Genomic DNA, 20,422 nt, shown 5'->3' with positions numbered 1-20,422 from the left:
TACGTACCGGTTTTCTTCTAACGGCACCTCTGCCTGGCTGGAACTGCAGGTTGAAGAAGACACCGGCATGAAACTCGATGCCTTCATCCACCAGACCGCCGCCAAGGAAGACATCACTGTCCCTGAGGCAGTCATCAAACTGCTTTCCGGTGAGATAAAGCCACCAGCTGAGGTGGTGCTCCACACCTACCAGGCCTGCGATATTGAGGATGCACCGACCTTTATTGAAGGCTTCGGCTGGCGAGCTGAGCCCATGCCACATGACAAGATGCGGGATTTAACCGAAGAGATAAAAGAGGCCGATGGCTACCAGCCAGGAATCATCATGCGCAAACTTGTCGAAGGCCGCGACGGTACCTGCCGGGTCGGCGGCTGTGGCGAGCCTGCTTTTCTCAGCCAGTTGGATCACCGACACAACTGGGCCGAAGGCGGGCCAACCCACCCGAAGAACCTGGTTTTCGCCTGTCGATCATGGTGGTGATGGTGCACAGAATTATGAACGCAAGGGCCCACCAACTACCTGCTCGCGAAGACTGTTCTTGTCCACCGGGAACTGTCTTATTTCCGTCTTCCCGTAGGGGACTATTTTTACTTTGGCTCAAAATGCACCAAAGGTATTATCCTCAACCGCCAAAATGTTACTTCCAGGTAAGAAATAGTCCCTATTTATAGATAGCTCCTGGCGGTTAATCCTGTCATCCTGGCTCTCGTCGAGCTGCAACTCTCGCATAGCGTGGTTGCTAAGGAGGTGTGCCCAATTGGATTACAAGTACCTACACACTTGATCGGTGCTGCACGTTTCAGGGTCCGGGTGTGCGGCGTCCTGTCTGAGGTCCGCGATAGTGTCGCGCAGCACGGAGAGCTGCGCGATCTGCTGCTCGATCTCAGCGAGGCGCACGTCAAGCAGGTCGCGCACGTGCTCGCAGGGCGCCTGGCCGCCGTCGCGGATGTCGAGGATCTGGCGGATCTGGGCGAGGGTCAGCCCGGCGGCCTGGCCCCGGTGGATGAACCCGACCCGACCCACGGCATCCTCGGCGTAGTCCCGATAGCCGGAGGCCAATCGCTCGGCCGGAGGGAGCAGCCCCGACTCCTCGTAGAACCGCAGGGTCTTGGTCGTGGTTCCGGTTGCTTCCGCAAGCTGTCCGATCCTCATGTTCGCCGATTCCCCTTCCAATGGCCACCACACTTGACCTTCCATTGTACTGGAAGGTTCACAATGGTTCCATAGGAACTTTTGAACCACAGGGAAGAGACATCTGGAATGACAAACGAAAAGTTCGATCTGGCGATTATTGGTTCCGGCGGCGGAGCGTTTGCGGCCGCGATCCGGGCCACCGGACTGGGCAAGCGCGTCGTGATGGTGGAGCGCGGCACCGTGGGCGGGACATGCGTGAACACGGGCTGCGTCCCGTCGAAGGCGCTCCTGGCTGCCGCGGAGGCCCGCCACGTGGCGTTGGATTCGGCCCGCTTCCCTGGGGTGGCGGCCTCGGCGGGCCCGGTGGACATGCCGGCCCTGATTCAGGGCAAGGCCGCGCTGGTTGAAAGTATGCGCACGGAGAAGTACGTCGATCTGGCCGCGGACTACGGGTGGACGATGATCTCGGGGGACGCGTCGTTCACCGGAACCCAGGACGCACCGCTGCTCCGGGTGATCTCCCCGGATGGTGCAGTGAGAACGATCGAGGCCGGGCACTACCTCGTGGCCACTGGCTCCGCACCCTACGTGCCGCCCGTTCCCGGACTGGCCGAGGCCGGGTACCTGACCTCGACGACGGCGATGGAACTGGACGAGGTGCCCGAATCAATGCTGATCCTGGGCGGAGGCTATGTTGCCCTGGAGATGGCACAGCTTTTCTCCCGGCTGGGCTCCCGGGTGACCATGCTGGTCCGTTCCCGGTTGGCCTCGCAGGAGGAACCGGAGGCATCCAAGGCGTTGGCGGGGGTGTTCGCCGACGAGGGGATCCGGGTGGTCCGGCGGGCCATGGCCGACTCCGTGGCCTCCGGCCCGGACGGGGTCTCGGTGACGGCAAACGTGGCCGGGGGCGAGGAGGTGTTCCGCGCTTCCCGCATCCTCGTGGCACTGGGCCGCCGCCCGGTGACCGAGGGACTGGACCTTGACGCCGTCGGGGTGAAGACCGGCGCATCCGGCGAGATCGTGGTCGATTCCCGCCTGGCCACGTCCAACCCGCGGGTTTGGGCCGCCGGGGACGCGACCGGTCATCGGGAGTTCGTTTACGTCGCAGCGGCCCACGGCGCCCTGGCCGTGGACAATGCGTTCACCGATGCCCTGACCGAGGTCGACTACCGGCACCTGCCCCGGGTCACCTTCACCAGTCCCGCCATCGGGGCGGTCGGGATGACGGAAAAGGAAGCTGTCGCCGCCGGGATCAGCTGCGAGTGCCGGGTCCTCCCCCTGGAGTACGTGCCGCGAGCCGTGGTCAACCGCGACACCCGCGGCTTCATCAAGGTTGTCGCGGACCGCGACACCGGACGGATCCTGGGCCTCTCCGCGGTGGCCAAGGACGCCGGGGAAATCGCCGCCGCCGGCGTCTACATCCTCGAAGCGGGCATGACCACCGCGCAGGTCGCCGCCGCCTGGAGCCCCTACCTGACGATGGCCGAGGGCATCAGGAGCGCCGCCAAGGCCTTCACCACCGACGTCTCCAAGCTCTCCTGCTGCGCCTGAGCTGCAGCCCCCACTACCGAAGCAAAGGAATGCCATGACCGCCACCGACCAGGCCCTCACCTATCTGTTGTCCCCCGAGCACCACCGCACCGACCACGGCACCGCCTGAGTCTCCATCCCCATTCCTGGAAGGAACCACCAGACACCATGACATACCCGAGATCCCGCCGTTCTCTGTCCATTCCCCGGCCCAGGCACCTCGCCTCCGCCCTGTTTCTGGCAGCGGTCATGGCACTGACAACCGCCTGCGCCAGCTCACCGAGCGGCCCGTCGGCCGCGCCAGGCGGTTCGTCGCCCGACGCGGCCGGTGCCGTTGCTGTTACGGTCTCCGACATTGACGGCACTACCCGGACCATCCCGGACGGTAAGCCCGCAGCACTGTTCTTCTTCTCTGTCGGATGCGGTGAGTGTGTGGAAGGGGCCGATTCCCTGAACAAGGCCTCCACGGCCCTGGGAAGCTCGGCCGACTACCTCCTGGTGGACGTGGACCCCCGAGAACCGAAGGAGACCATCAACGGATTCCGCGATTACATCAAGGCCCCTGAGCTCCCTGCCGTCATCGACACCGGGGCCACACTGACCACCCGGTACAAGGTCACCTCCATGAGCACCCTGGTGGTGGTCGACGCGAAGGGTGACGTTACCTTCCGGGCCACCGACCCGTCTGCGGAAAAGATCCAAGAAGAACTCACCAAGGCCGGTGCCCAATGACAGCCCTGCTTGCCCTGGCCTTCGCCGCTGGAATGATTGCCCCGGTCAATCCCTGCGGTTTCGCCCTCCTGCCCGCCTGGATAGCCCAGACCATCGGGGACGCCCGGACGCGCCCGCTCGCGCTGCGTCTGGCCCACGGGCTCCGGGCCGGGCTCGCGCTCAGCCTCGGCTTCGCCGGGACCCTGGCAGCCTTCGGGCTGATCGTCAGCGCGGGCGCCAGGACCCTGATCAGCGCAGCGCCCTGGCTGGGAATGGCCACCGGGGTGATCCTTCTCCTGCTGGGCCTGGCCATGCTCACCGGACTCACACCACGGCTCCGTCTGCCGGCCTGGGCCACGAAACCCCGCACACAAGAAGCCGCAGGGGCAGGGCACAAAACCGGGCGCATGGTGGCCTTCGGGGTCGGATACGCCGCAGCATCCCTCGGCTGCACCCTCGGGGTGCTCCTGGCCGTGATCGCCCAAGCCCAGGCCGTCGCCAGCTACGCCGGGCTGCTCGCGGTCTTCGCCGCCTACGCCGCAGGCTCGGCCACTGTCCTGGTGCTCGTTTCGGCAGGCACGTCCATCGCCGGGGCCGCCCTCGGGCGAAGAATCACCGGCCTGGCCAAGCACAGCAACCGCATCGCCGCCTTCATCCTCACCATAACCGGCGCCTACCTCAGCTGGTATTGGTATCCCGCCGCCACCGGCGGAACCGCACAGGCCAACAGCCTCGCCGTATGGTCAGCCGCCGCCAGCGCCTGGATCAGCGACAACAGCACCCTGATCGCAGCCCTCGCCGCAGCCGTGGTGCTCGCATCGGCATTGGCCGCCCTCAACCGGCGCAGGAGACTGCGCATCAGACAGGGAACGCCGCCCACAGGCGAGGGCCCCGGGCAAAGCGGGGAACCCGACTGCTGCACACCAACTCCGGACAACAACTCGACCGAGGACCGGCCAGGCACGATCCCGTGGCTGGCCGAGGACTCCCAAAAAGCAAGGGGGAGAGGGAACCTTGCCCATCTTCTGGCAAACGAGGCGCCCGCCTATCAGGACAGGTTGGTACAGCGGCATCAGGCCGGAAGTCAATTCGTGCGGCCCTGCTCGTCGTCTGAAACGACAATTCGGATCGCCAGCGGTCGGGCGATTGACGCTGCCGCTGAAGCTCAAGTGTGGGTCGTTGATGGAAGTTACTACCAGGAGGGGGAGAGTGAGGCGGTGGGCTAGATCTCTTTTAGGCGATTCCGCTTGGAGGCGAAGAGAACGCCTCCGCCGGTGATGATTGCGGCGGCAACAAGGTAATACGCCGGGGCGAGTTGGTTGTCGGTTTTGTCAATGAGCCAAGTGGCGATCATGGGCGCTGTGCCGCCGAAGACAGCGTTTGCCGTGTTGAAGGTGAGAGCAAAGCCGGAAAGGCGAACATGGGTGGGGAACTGTTCGGAGAGGAAGGAGGGGAGGACGCCGTCGTTAAGCGCAAGTACGCCGCCGAGGCACACCTGGATGATGATGACCAGGAGGATCCCAGCGCCGTCCAGGAGCATGAAGGCAGGAACAATGAAGAGTCCCATGAAAAGTGCAGCACACAGCATGGTCGTGCGGCGACCCAGGCGGTCTGATAGCAGGCCGGTGAGAAGTGCGAAGCCGACATAGAAAGCGGAAGCGACCGATGACGCAATGAAGGCAGGTGTTTCCGCCATGCCCAGCTCCTGGGAGAGATAGGTCGGCAGGTAAGTCAGGATGACATAGAAACCGATGGCGTTGAGAACTGCGCCCGAGAAGGCGATTGCCAGGGCCTTGGGGTATTTGATGACCTCGCGAAGAGGGGATTCCTCCGTGTCATCTTGATTCTCAAAGCGGGAAGACTCATCGGCGTTGCGGCGAATCCACAGGCCGTAAAGGCCTAGAGGTAGTGCGATGAGGAAGGGGACGCGCCAACCCCAGGAGATGAGGGCATCGTCGTCAAGCACGCCGGTGAGTAGTGCTGCGATGAGGGAGCCCAGTAGCAGGCCGGATGCTGTGGCGGAAGGCACGATTGCGGCGTAGATACCCCGCTTATGCGTCGGAGCGATTTCTGCGAGGTGCGTGGCTGCCCCGGCATATTCGCCAGCCGCGGAGAAACCTTGGACCATGCGCGAAAGCAGAAGTAGCAGGGTGGCGGCGAATCCGATTGTTTCGTAGCTGGGGAGGAAGCCGATCACGGCTGTCGCCAGCGACATCATCGTGATCGATACCGTCAGGGTTTGAATTCGTCCGTGTTTGTCACCAAAGTGTCCCCACACAATTCCGCCGAGCGGGCGGACGAGGAAGGAAAGCGCAAAGAGTGCGAATGTCATGATGAGCGCGCGGCGCCCTTCCATCTCCGGAAAGAAGACTCGGGAGATAATGGCCGACATATAAATGTAGGCCGCATAGTCGAACCATTCGATGAAGGTTCCTATGAAGGAGGCCTTGATGGCGCTGCGGTGTTGTGTGGAATCGGGGTCTGGTGGTGCTTGGGTTGACGTGGACATAGCTTCCACCGTACAGAAACTATGTGTGTTCCACGTCACTTATGTTCCTAAACGTTCACGCTGTCCCGTTCGTTCTCATCAGCGTTCATGATGTCATTGACGCCACCCTCGGCAGCATCCCAGGTTGCTTGGTCTTGGATGCCGGCGCGCTTGGCTACGATCGTGGCACACAGTGCCTGACCGGTGACATTGACGGCGGTGCGGCCCATATCAATGATGGGCTCGATGGCGAGCAAGAGGCCGACGCCTGCCAGCGGGAGGCCCAGCGTGGAGAGCGTCAGTGTCAACATGACGGTGGCGCCTGTCGTGCCGGCAGTAGCTGCGGAGCCAATGACGGAAACGAAGATGATGAGAAGGTATTGGGTCGGAGAAAGGTCAATTCCGTAGAACTGAGCGATGAAGATGGCGGCGATAGCCGGGTAAACGGAGGCGCAGCCGTCCATCTTCGTGGTAGCGCCGAGCGGGATGGCGAAGGAGGCGTATTCGCGAGGCACACCCATGGCCCTCTCCGTAAAGCGCTGGGTAACCGGCATGACTCCCATGGAGGAACGGGTGACGAAGCCGAGGGAGAATACTGGCCATACGCGCTTGTAGAAGCCGATGATTGGAATGCGGTTGAAAGCAAGGACGGCAGGGTAGACCACAACAATGACAAGGGCGAGTCCGACATACATCGCGAGGACGAACTTGCCTAAGGAGCTCAGCGCATCCCAGCCATAGGTGGACACGGCTTTGCCGATGAGGGCGGCGGTGCCAATCGGGGCGAGGCGAATGATCCACCAGAGGACCACCTGGATAACCTTGAGGAAGGACTCGGTAAAGCGCAGGAAGGGATCGGCTGCTTTGCCAGCCTTGACCGCAGCGATGCCCAAGGCCAAGGAAATGACAAGGAGCTGAAGGGCGCCGAAGCTGAGGGAGACTTCGCCGTCGCTAAGCGAAGCTTTGAGTCCAAAGAAGTTGGCGGGGACGAGTTGCTGGAGGAATGCGGTCCAGGAGCCAACGTTGGAGGGATCGGCGGCGGTGGAGGCGTCGACAGTCGTGCCTACGCCTGGCTTCATCACGAGGGCGACGAGAATGCCAGCCAAGACGGAGAAGAAGGCCGTGATGGCGAACCATACAAGGGTGGAGATCGCCAGCGAGGCGGCGTTAGCCACCTTGCGCAGGTTGGCAACCGAGGTGACGACGGCCGCGAAGATGAGTGGCGGGACCATCACCTTGAGCAATTGGACGTACGCGCCGCCGACGCCGGACAGGGTATCGGAGAGCCACTCGGACTCCATGCCGGAGGCGATGAAGCCGAGGATCAGGCCGATGATGAGGCCGGCGATGACCTGGGCACCAAAGCCGGTGGCCCAAGAGGGCAGCGTGCGCGAGGATGCGCGGGAGGAAGTGTCGGACACGAGATTTTCCTTCTAGACAGTGTTGTATAGAAATGGACCAAATGGTTCGGTAGATTTATACCGATCGGTTCACTAGAACTTATAACACCGTACGCTGCCCAGAAATTCCCCTGCAAATTATGGGATGCGCTTGGTCCACTCTTCGTTGAGGAATTTGGTGTCGACGAGGCGCCGGGCGGCTGCTAGGGAGTCGTCGGAAAGCTCAGCGTCGACGGCGCCGTAGCGGGTGGCGAACTCGCGTGCCATGGTGTCGATGATTTCCTCGCGGGGCACGCCGGTCTGGCGGCGCAGCGGGTCCACACGTTTCTTTGCGCTGGCCAGGCCCTTGGAGGAGACCTTGACCTTGCCGATGCGCAAGACTTCCATCATCTTGTCCGCATCGATGTCATAGCTCATCGTGGTGTGGTGGAGCACCGCACCTTTGCGGCGCTTTTGCGCGGCACCGCCAATCTTTCCGCCGTCCGAGGTGATGTCATTAATCGGCACGTACCAGGCGTTGACGCCAAGCTTGCTCAGCGCCGCGAGTACCCATTGGTCTAGGTACTCGTAGCTGGCCTCGTAGGAATAGCCGGCCACGAGCGAGTCCGGGGCGTACAGGGAATAGGTCACGCAGTTGCCGCCCTCCATGAACATCGCACCGCCACCGGAGATTCGGCGTACTGGAATGATGCCGTGCTTGTCGACGCCCTCCTGGTCCAACTCGTTGGCATAGGACTGGTAGGAACCGAAGACGACGGCGCGGTCCTCCCATTCCCAGAAGCGGAGCGTGGGCCCGCGCTTTCCTTCCGCGACTTCGTTGAGGAGGACTTCATCGAGGGCAACGTTTACTGGGGTAGGTAGAACCCCAGGACGCAGGATCTCCCAGCTGTGGTCGGTGAAATCGGTGCCGCCTGACAGCGCGCGCTTGACCGTGACAGCTAGGTGGTGGGTGTCGAATCCGTGGAGAGCTACGGGTGAATCGATTCGCGCCAGGGCGGCATCGAGGCGGGATTGGATGTCCTCGGTGCTTGTGGCAGTAGTGATGCCGACCAGCGCTGGGGCTAGTGCCTCGTAGGCCTCTTCCGGTTCGAGGAAGAAATCGCCAGAGACCTTGGCTGCGGTAACGGTGCTGTCGGCGTCAATATCGAGATCGACAACGAGTAGCTTGCCGCCGGGGACTTTGAGTTCGAAGTGTTTAGTTTGGTTCATGGTGTTCAGGGTACTCAGATATGGCGGTGTGATGATTGGGAAAGTAGACCATTTAACGAATCTGAAAACTGGGGTGGGGGTAGCTAACATTTATTGGATTTGCCTGTGGGGGTAGTAAAGGGTTGCGTAGAGGGCTGTTGTTGAGTGCTATGTTGTGAGCGCAAGTTAATGGCTTTGAGTCTCGGCTCGGGTGTGGGGGCGGGGAGCGAGATGGCGGGCTAACGGGCGTTTGAAATGCTCAATTAGTCTGTAATCCAATCGTTATAGCTAATATGACCTGCGGCTAAGCGCGATTTTGGCACAAGAAGGGGTTGCTGCGGTGGCGCATTCTTGTTTCGTCCGTATGGTGGGTGGCGACGCAAACGAAATAGCAAATCGTCCCCCAATTTCCTTTGACTTATGGGGGTAGAAGTTAAAGCTATGGTTTGCCATCTCAATATAGACCAAATGTAGAAAGGTTTAGAGAAACAATGGGTAAGAACATCAAGGATCTGTTTAACGCAACCGCATACGATAAGGCCGGCGAGAAGCTGGGCTCCGTCAAGGAAGTATTCGTCGACGAGCAGTCCGGTCAGCCAACTTTCGTTGAGGTCAACCATGGTCTGTTCGGTATGAGCTCCAGCTTGGTTCCGCTCCGCGGTCACGATTTCACCGGTGATGAGCTCAAGCTGGCCTTCTCCAAGGACCGCATCGAGAACGCGCCGGACTTTGACTCCGATAAGCCGCTGACTCCTGAGGCGCAGGCGGACATCTTCAAGCACTACAACCTCGAGAACGCGCAGGACGTGACCACCTACCGTGACGAGCGTGATGAGCGCGCTGGTGTTGCGGGTGCTGGAGCAGGTGCACACGCTAAGGATGAGACCGCTGCTACTAGCAACGACCTCACCAACAACGATGGCGAGGTTATCCGCTCCGAGGAGCGCCTGGACGTCAACAAGGAGCGCGTGGCCACCGGCGAGGCGCGCCTGCGCAAGTACGTAGTGACCGATACCGAGACCGTCGAGGTTCCGGTAGAGCGCGAAGAGGTCCGCGTCGAGCGCACCCCGATTTCCGAGGCCGACGCTGCCAACTACACAGGCACCATCGGTGACAACGACACTGAAGAAGCATCTGTCACCCTCCATGAGGAGCGCGTGAACGTAGAGAAGAAGACCGTCCCGGTAGAAAAGGTCAACCTCTCCAAGGAGACCATCAAGGACACCGAGACACACACCGAGGATCTGCGCAAGGAGCAGATCGATACCGACGGCATCACCGAGACCCGCAAGTAATCTCGGTTAAGGGCTAAGAGGCTGGAGCTGCAAAGCTCCAGCTTTTCGCGTTTTGGGTTTGCTCAGTATTTTTTGGTCTTGAACAGGGTGGAAAACGCAAGGCCAAGCCAGTAGGTTTAAGGCATGTCACGTTTTAGCCCACTGAATTGGCCCGTTGTGCGCCAAATCCGCAACAAGGATGCCTTCGGCCGCGACGTGTCCACGCAGTCGGCTAAGAGTGAGGATTTGCGCGGACGCACCGTTGACGCGGACCGCGTTGTCCAGTCGGTGTGCCCCTACTGCGCGGTGGGTTGTTCTCAGCGCGTTTATGTCAAGGATGACAAGGTCATCCAAATCGAGGGCGATCCGGATTCCCCGATCTCCCGCGGCCGCCTGTGCCCCAAGGGTTCTGCGTCTGAGCAACTCATTAATTCCTCGACCCGCATCACCACTATCAAATACCGTGCGCCCTATGCCACCGAGTGGCAGGAGCTCGACGAAGAAACCGCGATGGATATGATCGCGGACCGTTTTGTGGAGGCACGCGCGAGGCATTGGGAGGACGGCGATAAGCAAGGGCGTCGTCTCAACCGCACCATGGGCATCGCCGGTTTGGGTGGCGCGACGCTAGATAATGAGGAGAACTACCTCATTAAGAAACTGTTTACAGCCACCGGTGCCATTCAGGTGGAGAACCAGGCGCGCATATGACACTCTGCCACCGTTCCTAGTCTAGGAACTTCGTTTGGCCGCGGCGGCGCAACCCAACCGCTGCAGGATATGGCGAATGCGGACTGCATTGTCATCGAGGGCTCCAACATGGCGGAATGTCACCCCGTGGGATTCCAATGGGTCGTTGAAGCCAAGAAGCGTGGTGCACGCATTATTCACGTGGACCCGCGCTACACGCGCACGTCTGCCTTTGCGAACCGTCACATCGGCATTCGTGGTGGTACCGACGTGGTGCTGCTCGGCGCGATTATCAAGTACGTGTTGGATAATGACCTGTATTTCCACGATTACGTGGTGAATTACACGAACGCGGCGTCGATCATCTCGCCGGATTTCCAGGACACCGAGGATTTGGAGGGCTTGTTCTCCGGGTATGACGCGGAGAAGGGCAAGTACGTCACGGACTCGTGGCAGTACGTGCGAAAGCCTGAGGGCTCCTCGTGGAACGTGGAGAAGGACATGACGCTGGAGGATCCGAATACGGTCTTCCAGATTCTCAAGCGCCACTACTCGCGCTACACCCCGGAGATGGTGGAGGAGACCTGTGGCATTTCACCGGAGGACTTCTATTACTTGGCGGATTCGATTGCGCAGAACTCCACCCCGGAGCGCACCACGTGCTTCGCCTACGCGCTGGGCTTTACCCAGCACACCCTGGGCGCACAGTTCATCCGCACCGCCGCAATCCTGCAGCTACTCATGGGTAATGTGGGCCGACCTGGCTCGGGAATCATGGCCTTGCGCGGGCACGCCTCGATTCAGGGATCGACTGATATTCCGACTCTCTTCAACTCGCTTCCGGGCTACCTGCCCATGCCGCACGCGGAACAGGAGACCTGGGCGGACTATCTGGATTCCTTCCGTCAGGAAGACCAGAAGGGCTTCTGGCAGTTGGGTGAGAACTACGCGGTCTCACTCATGAAGTCCTATTGGGGCGACGCCGCCACCGAGGAAAACAATTGGGGCTTTGACCTTATGCCGCGCCTGTCCGGCGCGCACTCGACCTATGAGACCTTGCTGGCCATGCTGCGCAAGGAAGTGGAGGGCTACTTTGTCTTCGGCCAGAACCCAGCGGTGGCGCAGTCCAACGGCGGCATGCAGCGCCGCGGACTGGCCTCGCTGAAGTGGTTGGTTGTCCGCGATTTCCAAGAGATTGAAACGGCAAGCTTCTGGAAGGACTCGCCGGAAGTCAAGAACGGCGAGCTCAAGACCGAGGAGATTGCCACCGAGGTCTTCCTCATGCCGGCGGCAACGCACGTGGAGAAGTCCGGAACCTTTACCCAGACTCAGCGCATGGTGCAGTGGCGCTTCCAGGCAACCCCGCCGCCGGGCCAGGCCCGCAGCGAGGCGTGGTTCTTCTATCACCTGGGCAAGAAGATTAGGGAGCGCCTGGCGGATTCGACCGACCCGCGCGATCTGCCGATTAAGTCCGTGACGTGGGACTACACCGAGGATGAGCACGGGGATCCCAGCTCGGACGAGATCTTGCGCGAGATTAACGGCTACTACCTCGACGGGCCGAAGAAGGGCCAATTGCTGCCGAGTTTTACGGAGATGCGCGCCGATGGTTCTACCTCCGGCGGCTGCTGGATTTACACCGGCGTGTATAAGGACGGCATCAACCACGCCGCGAAGAAGGTTCCTGGGTCGGAACAGAACGAGGTAGCACTCGAGTGGGGCTGGGTATGGCCGGCTAACCGACGCATCCTGTACAACCGGGCCTCCGCTAAGCCGGATGGCATTCCGTGGTCGGAGCGCAAGAAGTACATCTGGTGGGACGAGGACCAGGGCAAGTGGGTCGGCGATGATGTCCCAGACTTCCCGGTGACCAAGCGCCCGGACTACGTCGCGCCTGTCGACGCCGTCGGCCCCGACGCCCTCGACGGTGATGATCCCTTCATTATGCAGCCGGATGGCTTGGGTTGGCTGTTCGCGCCGAAGGGGCTGTCCGACGGACCGCTGCCGACTCACTACGAGCCGCAAGAATCGCCGGTGCACAACGCGCTGTACAAGCAGCAGCAGTCGCCGACGCGCCTGACTATCAAACGCGCGGACAACCTTTCCCGCCCCGAGCCGGGGGAGCGTGGCGAGGACGTGTTCCCGTTTGTCTTCTCCACCTACCGCCTGACGGAGATGTACACCTCGGGCGCGATGTCGCGCCGCTTGCCTTACTTGGCGGAGCTGCAGCCGGGACTCTTCTGCGAGGTGGACAAGGAACTGGCCGCCAAGCGTGGATTGGTCAACGGCGAGTGGGCCACCATCGTGTCCCCGCGCGGCGTCATCGAGGCTCAGGTTTTGGTGACGGACCGCATGGAGATGCTCACCATCAATGGTGAGGACTTCCACCAGATCGGCCTGCCGTATCACTACGGAGAATCGGAGACCACCGAGGTGGCCGGCGATGGCGCCAACGACCTGTTGGGTCTGACCTTGGAGCCGAACGTGTTCATCCAGAACTCCAAGGTGGGTGCGTGCGATATTCAGCCGGGCCGCCGCCCGCGGGGCGAGGCCCGCGTCAAGCTCTTGCGTGAGTACCAGGAGCGGGCGCACCTCACCGTGGAATCCGGAAACAGGATCCTGGATGTTTCAGACGCCTTCACCACTGAGAGCACCGCCTCCGCAGAGAACACTGGTGATGATTCAACGGCGGGCAACGAGGCAGACTATGAAGGTAAAGAAAGCTAAGGAGGACGCGTGGCTAATATTTTGACCGAGAAGGCTGACCGGCACGGCTATGAGTCCTATCAGCGAATGGCGTTCTTTACCGATACCTCGGTGTGCATTGGCTGCAAAGCCTGCGAGGTGGCGTGCAAGGAATGGAACCGCAACCCAGTGGAAGGCTACGCGGTTACCGGAAACTCCTATGACAACACTGGCGGGCTGGGCGCGAATACGTGGCGCCACGTGGCTTTCATCGAGCAAAACAACGAGCGTATTGAGCAGGCACGCGAGGACGGGCGCAAACTTGTCTCGCTGGGCCTGCCCACGGTGTCCGCACCGAGCGTCACCCCAGATACCGATGATTTTCGCTGGCTCATGTCCTCCGACGTGTGCAAGCACTGCACCAATGCTGGATGCTTGGACGTGTGCCCGACGGGCGCGCTCTTTCGCTCCGAGTTCGGCACCGTCGTGGTGCAGGACGACGTGTGCAATGGCTGTGGTACGTGCGTGGCCGGTTGCCCCTTCGGCGTCATTGAGCGCCGCGATGACGGCGGCGTGACGCTGAAGGCGGACAAGACCGCCACCGTGGATTATGAGGTCCCTGACCACGCGGGTGTGAACGTGCTGGCAAAGCTGAAGCAGCTGAAACCCCAAGGGCCTGACCATATTCCGGGGCAGGCGATGCCGATCAAGAATTTGGGCGTGGCTCAGAAGTGCACCATGTGTTATGACCGCCTCAAGATCGGCGAGCAGCCCGCGTGCGCCAAGACGTGTCCGACGGATTCCATCCAGTTTGGCCCTTACGAGGAGATGCTCGCTGCCGCGAAGGAGCGCGTCCGCGTCCTCCACGAGCAGGGCCTGACGGAGGCTCGTCTCTATGGCGCTAATTCCCAGGATGGGGTCGGCGGAACCGGGTCCATCTTCCTGTTGCTCGATTCCCCAGAGGTCTACGGGCTGCCGCCGGATCCGCGCGTGCCCACGGCGGATTTGCCGCAGATGTACAAGACCGCAGCGAAAGCTATCGGAGGAATGGCGCTGGCTGTGGCCGGGGCATTCATGTTGGGAGGCCGCAAGTGAGCGAGTTTGATGAGTACCGCCCGCCGCAGGAGCCTAGGCGCAGGCGTGGCGGCGGCAAGAAGCGCCGGCGTGGACGAGTCGGAGCCGGCGCACAGGATGGTTCCAAAGAAGAGCGCATGGCCGAGGACTTCGAGTTCTCCTCGTATTACGGCAAGCCCGTAGTCAAGGCCCCGCCGTGGGAGTGGCCCATCGGCGGCTATCTCTTCCTCGGCGGCGTGGCCGGCGGTTCTGCGATGTTGGCCGCCGGTGCCCAGGCCACTGGGAACGCACCGCTGAAGCGCTCGACGCGGATGACGGCTTTCTCCGCGGCATCGGTAGGTTCGGTCTTTTTGGTGCTCGACCTCGGCCGCCCAGAGCGCCTGCTCAACATGTTCCGCGTCTTCAAGGTGACCTCGCCGATGTCCATCGGCTCGTGGATCCTGGGCAGCTTCGCTTCCGCCGCGGCCCTGCCCGCGGTCGTGGAAGCGGACGAGCTGGTCGGTGGTACGCTGCCGAAGCCGCTTCGCCGCCTCCTCAATAAGGCCGCGGGCCCAGCAGGCGCTGTCGCCGGCGTGCTTGGCGGACCGCTGGCGGGTTACACCGCGGTGCTGTTGGCCAACACATCAAACCCGACGTGGAATGACGCGAAGAAGCACCTGCCCTATGTGTTCGTATCCTCGGCTTCGGCGGCGGCGTCGGGTGCTGCCATGGTCTTTACCCCGGTGGAGAACGCGGGTGCGGCACGAGCGCTCGGTATTACTGCCGCAGCGGCCGATCTGGCCGCGACCCGTGTCATGGAAGCGAACATGGAGCCTGAGCCTCTTCGCCCGCTGCACGAAGGCACGCCCGGGAAACTCATGAGAGCCTCCGAGGCGCTCATCGCCGCGGGCGGGGTGGGAACCGCAATCGCGTCGGTCACAAAGTCGCGCGCGGTGTCGGTGGTCTCCGGCCTGGCGCTTCTGGCGGGTTCTGCCTGCACTCGTTTCGGCGTGCTCAATGCGGGGTTGGAGGCGGTGAAAGATCCGTCGACAAGCATCGGCCCGCAGAAGCGCCGTGCTGAGGCCCGCCGCCAGGCAGAAGGCCTCACGCACTCGACGGTGACTAGCGGATAGTAATGCGCGCCTCGCCCGGCACGGTGCGGCCGATGACCGGATAGCCAGGAACCTCGCCGATGACCAGCAGGCCACCCGAGGTTTGGGCATCGGCGAGGAAGATCAAGTCCTCTTCGCTCAAGTCTGAGTCGAGGTGGGGGCGGACCCAATCCAGGTTGCGGCGCGAGCCGCCCGGGATGAAGCCCTCCGCCAGGGCCTCCATGGCGCCGTCCACCGCAGGAACAGCGGAAAAATCCAGCTCCGCACCAATACCGGAGGCGCGGCACATCTTGTAGAGGTGGCCCAGAAGCCCGAAGCCGGTGACGTCCGTGGCCGCGCGCACGCCCGCGGCTACGGCGGCCGCGGCAGCGTCGCGGTTGAGCGTGGTCATGGAATCCACCGCGGCCTGGGAGACTTCACCGGTGGCCTTGTGCTTGTTATTGAGGATGCCCACACCGATTGGTTTGGTCAGCGTGATGGGCAGGCCCGCCTCGGCGGCGTCGTTGCGCATAATCTTGTCGGGGTGGACGATGCCCGTGGCAGCCAAACCATACGTGGGCTCCGGGGCAGTGATGGAGTGTCCACCAGTAATGGAGATCCCTGCCTCGCTGGCCACATCCATGCCACCGCGCAGGACCTCGCGCAATACATCAAGACCGAGCTTCTCGCGCGGCCAGCCCACGAGGTTGATGGCGGTGATGGGAGTGCCGCCCATGGCGTAGACGTCGGAAAGCGCATTGGCTGCCGCCACCCGGCCCCAGTCATAGGGGTCGTTGAGCATCGGGGTGAAGAAGTCCGCGGTGGAGATGACCGCGAGGCCGTTTGGGATGCGCACGGCGGCGGCATCGTCGCCGTCGTCAAGCCCGACCAGCACGTTGGGGTCCGCGGTGCCCACGAGGCCCGCGACGGCCGATTCGAGCTCTCCCGGAGGAATCTTGCAGGCGCAGCCGCCACCGGCGGCAAAGGAGGTAAGTGTGATGTCAGACATGGGGGCCATTCTAGCCGCGTGTATGGTGAGCAGACGGAGGCGTACGTGTCCTGGTGGGCGCCCCGGTCTTCAAAACCGGTGAGGCCGAGTATCTCGGTCTGGCAGGTTCGATTCCTGTCCGTCTCCGCCATTAGCGCAGCTAGGAGGAACTTTGATGACTGACCCCCGCCGCTTCATCCCGAAGATGGATGAAATCCTCCAGTACCCAGCGGTGCAGGACGCCCACCAGCGCTTGGCCCCGCACTCGGTCCGGGCGACCATCGATGCCGTGCTTGCCGACGCCCGCTCCGGCTCCCTCGACCCCACCCGCATTCAAGAGGAGCTGGCCGACAGGCTGGAAGTAGCACAGCCCTATTCCTTGCGCCGCGTCATTAACGCCACGGGCGTGATCATCCACACGAACCTGGGCCGCGCCCCTTTGCCGCCGGCAGCGGTGGATGCGCTCGTGGCAGCAGCTGGCTATACGGACGTTGAGATGGATTTAGACAGCGGCCTGCGCTCACGGGATAGAGGGCGCGCGGCAGTCGACGCTGTCTTGGCTGCCTGCCCCGGCGCGGAGGATGCGCTGGTGGTTAACAACGGGGCCTCCGCGCTGTTGCTGGCGACCGCTGCCTTGGCCCCGGGCAAGGAGGTCATCATTTCCCGCGGCGAACTTATTGAGATTGGTGCGGGCTTCCGTCTGCCGGAGCTCATCGAGTCCACGGCCACACGGCTGCGGGAGGTGGGCGCGACGAACCGCACCCACGTGGCGGACTACGAGCGGGCGCTCGGGGAGAACACCGGGGCGATTCTCAAGGTGCATCCTTCGAACTTCTTGATCAGTGGGTTTACGTCTTCTGTGTCGGTTGCAGCCCTGCGCAGACTTACAGAGCTGCCGCTCATCGTGGATATCGGCTCAGGGTTGCTCGCGCCCGATGAGGTGCTGCCTCAGGAACCCTCCGCCAGCGAGGCTCTTCGGGATGGCGCGGACGTAGTGCTCTTCTCGGGGGATAAGCTCCTCGGCGGACCGCAAGCCGGCGTGCTTGTGGGAAAGAAGGAAGCGATCGCCGCGTGTAAGAAACATCCGCTGGCGAGGGCGGTGCGCATCGACAAGCTGCGGCTTAACGCGCTCGAGGCCTCCCTTGCCACTCCCTCCAACGCCGTGCAGGATGCGCTGCACACTGACGCTAAACGTCATCGCGAGCGTACCGAGAAGGTCGCCGCGGCGGTGGGAGGTGAGGTCGTCGAACACGCCGGACGGGTCGGTGGTGGCGGGGCTCCCGAGGTGCCGCTTCCGGGGTGGGCCGTGGCACTACCAGAAGAGCTGGCACGGCCGTTGCGGTTGGGCGAGCCTCCCGTGGTGGCGCGCGTGAATCAGGGACGCTGCCTGGTGGATGTGCGCTGCGTGCCGGAGGCGCAGGATGCGGAGCTTATTGCTGCGATTCAGGCGGTGATGTAGGTGTACGTTGTGGCGACCGCCGGCCATGTCGACCACGGCAAGTCGAGCCTGGTCAAAGCCCTGACGGGAATGGAACCGGACCGCTGGGAGGAAGAGAAGCGGCGCGGTTTGACCATCGACTTGGGGTTCGTGTGGACGAAGCTCGACTCCGGCGCCGACGTGGCTTTTGTCGATGTGCCGGGACACGAGAAGTTCCTGGGCAACATGCTGGCCGGGGTGGGGCCCGCGCCGGTGGTGCTCTTCGTCGTGGCGGCCGATGAAGGCTGGCAAGCGCAGTCCGCTGACCACCGCGATGCATTGCGCGCTCTGGGAATCGAACACGGCGTGGTGGCGCTGACCCGTGCGGATAGGGCAGACGCTGCCCGCCGCGCTGAGGTCACCGCGCAGGTCAAGGCAGAGCTGGCGGGAACAGCGCTTGCCGACGCTCCCGTAGTCGAAGTCTCCGCAAAGACCGGCGAGGGCGTCGAAAAGCTTCGCGCCGAGTTAGACCAGGTGCTCGCCGCTATGCCCGCGCCGGATTGCCAAGCACGCGTGCGGTTGTGGGTCGATCGTGCCTTCAGCGTGAAGGGTGCTGGCACCGTGGTGACGGGAACGCTGGCGGCGGGGACTGTCTCGGTGGGGGATGAGCTGCAGCTTGGCGGGCAACTCGTGACGGTGCGCGGAGTGCACAGTGAAAACACGTCGGTGGACAGCGCTGGCCCGGTGACACGCGTGGCGCTTAACCTCCGCGGGGTGGCCGCCGACCAGGTTCATCGTGGGGATGCACTGCTGAGCCCAGGGCGTTGGCGGGTGCTCGATACCGTGGATATTCGCCGAACCTTTGGTACTGAGATGGCTGAGCTTCCCCAGAACCTCGTGGTGCACATTGGCACGGTGGGGGTGGGCGCGCGTTTGCGGCCTTTAGGCGGTGAGTTCGCGCGGTTGACACTGGAAAGCCCGCTACCTCTCACGTTGCTCGATCGGTTCGTGGTGCGCAGCCCCGGCGGGCGGCACGTAGCGGCGGGCTTCGAAGTCGTGGACGTGCACCCGGCTGAGCTGAGCAGGCGTGGTGATGCGAAGAAGCGCGCAGCTGAGCTAGAAGTTCTAGAGCCGACCAACCCGTCCGAGTGGCTCAAGCGCTGCGGCTACGCTGCACACGAAGAGCTCGTGCGCGATGGCTTCTCGGTGGAGGAAAAGCCTGCCGGAGTCATCGAGTTCGCTCAGTGGTGGATTGCCGCACGACAGGTGACCGCGTGGAAGGACGCACTTCTGCGTGCGGTCGACGAACACAGGGCAGCCAACCCGCTATCCCCAGGACTGACGAAAGCAGCGGCCATGGACGCGCTGAACCTGTCGGAGCCGGCCCTGCTGGGCCTGGCAGTAGCGGCAGCCAAGCTCGAATCGGTCGATGGCGTGCTGCGCGTGCCCGGTCAGTCCGTCGACCTGGGCCCCGCGGAGAGGGGAGTAGCTGAGCTCGAGCAACGCCTGCATGCCGAGCCTTTCGCTGCCCCGGAGGCAGAAGAACTCAAGGAACTGGGACTGGGCCCCAAAGAGCTCGCCGCTGCCGAGCGCGCCGGGCGTGTGCTCCGGTTAGACAAAGGCGTTGTGCTTTTGCCTTCCGCTCCTCGCGAGGCACTCGAAGTTGTCTCTACGTTGGAACAGCCTTTCACCCTCTCGGAGGCGCGCCAAGCCCTGGGAACGACGCGCCGGGTTGCCATCCCGTTGTTGGAGCACCTCGATGCCACCGGCGCGACCCGCCTAGTCGACGGTAAGCGCTTCGCATTTGGGCCGGGGGCAAAGGAACCAAAGTAAAGGCACCATTTGCGGCCGGATTTCGGAGAAACCCCAGGCCAATGAATTAGCGTAAGTGCATAAGGTGCCAGTTAAAAGGTGCCTTTGGGGGACGTGAAGGCGCGGGAGCCACGAGGCAGCGGCGAAGCGAGGGGATCCGCAGGTGTGGTGAACTCCCAGTCGGCGTCGGGGTCGAGCGCTGGCGGGATGGCGGGCTTGTCCGGGTCGAGCGGCAGCGGTGGGACCGCGGGGGCGAAGAGCTCGGCAGGGTCAGTGGGGTCTGCGGGGGCGAGGGGAAGGTCCACTGCGATGCGGCCCCCGGCGGCATAGGCGCGGGCGGCCAGGGAAGCACCGGACTGGGTGGCGGCCGCGAATGCGGCGGCCAGCGCCGGGGAATCGGAGAGCTCCGCGCACGGTCCGAGGACGAGGTTGTCGTGGGTGGCGAGGATGGTGTCGTCGAGAAGCGCAAGCGTCACGATAAGCTGCTCGGTTCCCATCTCGCGCACCTGGTGCGCGGTGAGCTCACCTTCCGCGACACGAACGAGGACGCCGTCCCCACCGCTGAGCAGGGCAGTACCCGCCGGCTGATTGTTTGCGGGAATCATCCACGGGTCGAGTCCCAGGGCAACGGCGACCTCCACCTCGCCATCAACAATCTCGACGGTGGCTTGCGTCGTTGGAGTCATCGCCGCAGTGCGCAGACGATTGAGCGCCTGATACCCGGAGGACTCCTCGCCATCGAGCGCGCCCAGAAAACCGAAATCCGAGCGCACACGCCAGCCTCCCGTGGTGGGGTCGGGGAGCAAGGACACGTCGACGAGCGCAGGCTGCTGCGCCAACCCCGGGATGCTCAGTGCGGTGGAAAAGTTGACGTGCTCAAGAATCGCGACGTGCTCGACACCAAAATAAGACGGAGCCAGCGGATACAGCACCATGGTTGCGACAGTCACCTCAAGAGTC

The 20,422-nt window shown here is 62.8% G+C and carries 15 protein-coding genes, 1 tRNA gene and 1 pseudogene; 11 read left to right on the top strand and 6 right to left on the bottom strand.

Annotated features, from left to right (window positions below):
- Window positions 1-481, top strand: a 481-nt coding sequence (locus HMPREF2565_RS12760) for an HNH endonuclease signature motif containing protein (RefSeq protein WP_246819167.1), incomplete at its 5' end; no start/stop codon positions are given.
- 282 nt (window positions 482-763) lie between these two features.
- On the opposite strand, the gene HMPREF2565_RS12755 is transcribed toward HMPREF2565_RS12760, so the two are convergent.
- Window positions 764-1,153 (bottom strand): heavy metal-responsive transcriptional regulator, encoded by a 390-nt coding sequence (locus HMPREF2565_RS12755; protein WP_004601215.1) that lies wholly within the window; start codon window positions 1,151-1,153, stop codon window positions 764-766.
- A gap of 108 nt (window positions 1,154-1,261) precedes the next feature.
- Between HMPREF2565_RS12755 and merA the strand changes: the two genes are divergently transcribed.
- The 3 genes and pseudogenes from merA to HMPREF2565_RS12740 form a co-directional block, all read left to right on the top strand.
- Entirely contained in the window at window positions 1,262-2,686 is a 1,425-nt protein-coding gene (merA, locus tag HMPREF2565_RS12750; protein ID WP_071407516.1) for a mercury(II) reductase, read from the top strand.
- Between the two features lie 228 nt (window positions 2,687-2,914).
- The gene (locus HMPREF2565_RS14340; RefSeq protein WP_141745922.1) at window positions 2,915-3,397 is read left to right on the top strand and encodes a TlpA family protein disulfide reductase; all 483 of its coding nucleotides are present in this window, start codon (window positions 2,915-2,917) and stop codon (window positions 3,395-3,397) included.
- Window positions 3,394-4,347, top strand: a pseudogene (locus HMPREF2565_RS12740) (cytochrome c biogenesis CcdA family protein); the annotation flags it as partial. The gene HMPREF2565_RS14340 and the pseudogene HMPREF2565_RS12740, both read left to right, overlap by 4 nt.
- Window positions 4,348-4,598: 251 nt before the next feature.
- Here HMPREF2565_RS12740 and HMPREF2565_RS12735 read toward each other — a convergent pair.
- The 3 genes from HMPREF2565_RS12735 to HMPREF2565_RS12725 all read right to left on the bottom strand — a co-directional run bounded on the left by HMPREF2565_RS12735 (window position 4,599) and on the right by HMPREF2565_RS12725 (window position 8,473).
- Window positions 4,599-5,885, bottom strand: coding sequence for an MFS transporter (locus tag HMPREF2565_RS12735; RefSeq protein WP_070546201.1), 1,287 nt, complete (start codon window positions 5,883-5,885; stop codon window positions 4,599-4,601).
- 47 nt (window positions 5,886-5,932) lie between these two features.
- Complete coding sequence (locus tag HMPREF2565_RS12730; RefSeq protein WP_070546203.1) at window positions 5,933-7,285, bottom strand: dicarboxylate/amino acid:cation symporter; 1,353 nt, start codon at window positions 7,283-7,285, stop codon at window positions 5,933-5,935.
- A gap of 117 nt (window positions 7,286-7,402) precedes the next feature.
- Window positions 7,403-8,473: a lipoate--protein ligase family protein gene (locus HMPREF2565_RS12725; RefSeq protein WP_071407515.1), complete on the bottom strand. Its 1,071-nt coding sequence runs from the start codon at window positions 8,471-8,473 to the stop codon at window positions 7,403-7,405.
- Window positions 8,474-8,943: 470 nt separating this feature from the next.
- Between HMPREF2565_RS12725 and HMPREF2565_RS12720 the strand changes: the two genes are divergently transcribed.
- The 4 genes from HMPREF2565_RS12720 (at window position 8,944) to nrfD (ending at window position 15,287) form a co-directional block, all read left to right on the top strand.
- The gene (locus HMPREF2565_RS12720) at window positions 8,944-9,747 is read left to right on the top strand and encodes a PRC and DUF2382 domain-containing protein (protein ID WP_071407514.1); all 804 of its coding nucleotides are present in this window, start codon (window positions 8,944-8,946) and stop codon (window positions 9,745-9,747) included.
- 123 nt (window positions 9,748-9,870) lie between these two features.
- Window positions 9,871-13,143 (top strand): formate dehydrogenase-N subunit alpha, encoded by a 3,273-nt coding sequence (gene fdnG, locus HMPREF2565_RS12710; RefSeq protein WP_246819165.1) that lies wholly within the window; start codon window positions 9,871-9,873, stop codon window positions 13,141-13,143.
- Between the two features lie 9 nt (window positions 13,144-13,152).
- On the top strand, window positions 13,153-14,196 hold the full coding sequence (locus HMPREF2565_RS12705) for a 4Fe-4S dicluster domain-containing protein (protein WP_071407511.1): 1,044 nt from the start codon (window positions 13,153-13,155) through the stop codon (window positions 14,194-14,196).
- Window positions 14,193-15,287, top strand: coding sequence for an NrfD/PsrC family molybdoenzyme membrane anchor subunit (nrfD, locus tag HMPREF2565_RS12700; RefSeq protein ID WP_071407510.1), 1,095 nt, complete (start codon window positions 14,193-14,195; stop codon window positions 15,285-15,287). Before HMPREF2565_RS12705 ends, nrfD begins: the two co-directional genes overlap by 4 nt.
- On the opposite strand, the gene selD is transcribed toward nrfD, so the two are convergent.
- Window positions 15,277-16,254 (bottom strand): selenide, water dikinase SelD, encoded by a 978-nt coding sequence (gene selD / locus HMPREF2565_RS12695; protein WP_070700768.1) that lies wholly within the window; start codon window positions 16,252-16,254, stop codon window positions 15,277-15,279. The genes nrfD and selD overlap by 11 nt on opposite strands.
- A 35-nt stretch (window positions 16,255-16,289) precedes the next feature.
- On the opposite strand from selD, the gene HMPREF2565_RS12690 reads away from it, so the two are divergent.
- From HMPREF2565_RS12690 to selB, 3 genes are all read left to right on the top strand, one after another.
- A tRNA-Sec gene (locus HMPREF2565_RS12690) sits at window positions 16,290-16,384 on the top strand.
- A 24-nt stretch (window positions 16,385-16,408) separates the two neighbouring features.
- Window positions 16,409-17,692 carry an L-seryl-tRNA(Sec) selenium transferase gene (gene selA / locus HMPREF2565_RS12685; RefSeq protein WP_071407509.1) on the top strand — a complete coding sequence of 428 codons (1,284 nt, stop codon included), beginning with the start codon at window positions 16,409-16,411 and terminating at the stop codon, window positions 17,690-17,692.
- The gene (selB, locus tag HMPREF2565_RS12680) at window positions 17,693-19,483 is read left to right on the top strand and encodes a selenocysteine-specific translation elongation factor (protein WP_071407508.1); all 1,791 of its coding nucleotides are present in this window, start codon (window positions 17,693-17,695) and stop codon (window positions 19,481-19,483) included. It abuts the gene before it with no gap.
- A 71-nt stretch (window positions 19,484-19,554) separates the two neighbouring features.
- Here the strand turns inward: selB and HMPREF2565_RS12675 are convergent, their stop codons facing one another.
- The gene (locus HMPREF2565_RS12675; protein WP_246819164.1) at window positions 19,555-20,412 is read right to left on the bottom strand and encodes a hypothetical protein; all 858 of its coding nucleotides are present in this window, start codon (window positions 20,410-20,412) and stop codon (window positions 19,555-19,557) included.
- Window positions 20,413-20,422 lie beyond the last annotated feature (10 nt).

The organism is Corynebacterium sp. HMSC072A04 (assembly GCF_001809235.1).
Taxonomy (GTDB): Bacteria; Actinomycetota; Actinomycetes; order Mycobacteriales; family Mycobacteriaceae; genus Corynebacterium; species Corynebacterium hiratae.
The sequence above is the reverse complement of the archived record's forward strand: the minus strand, read 5'-3'. Positions and strand labels throughout refer to the sequence as shown.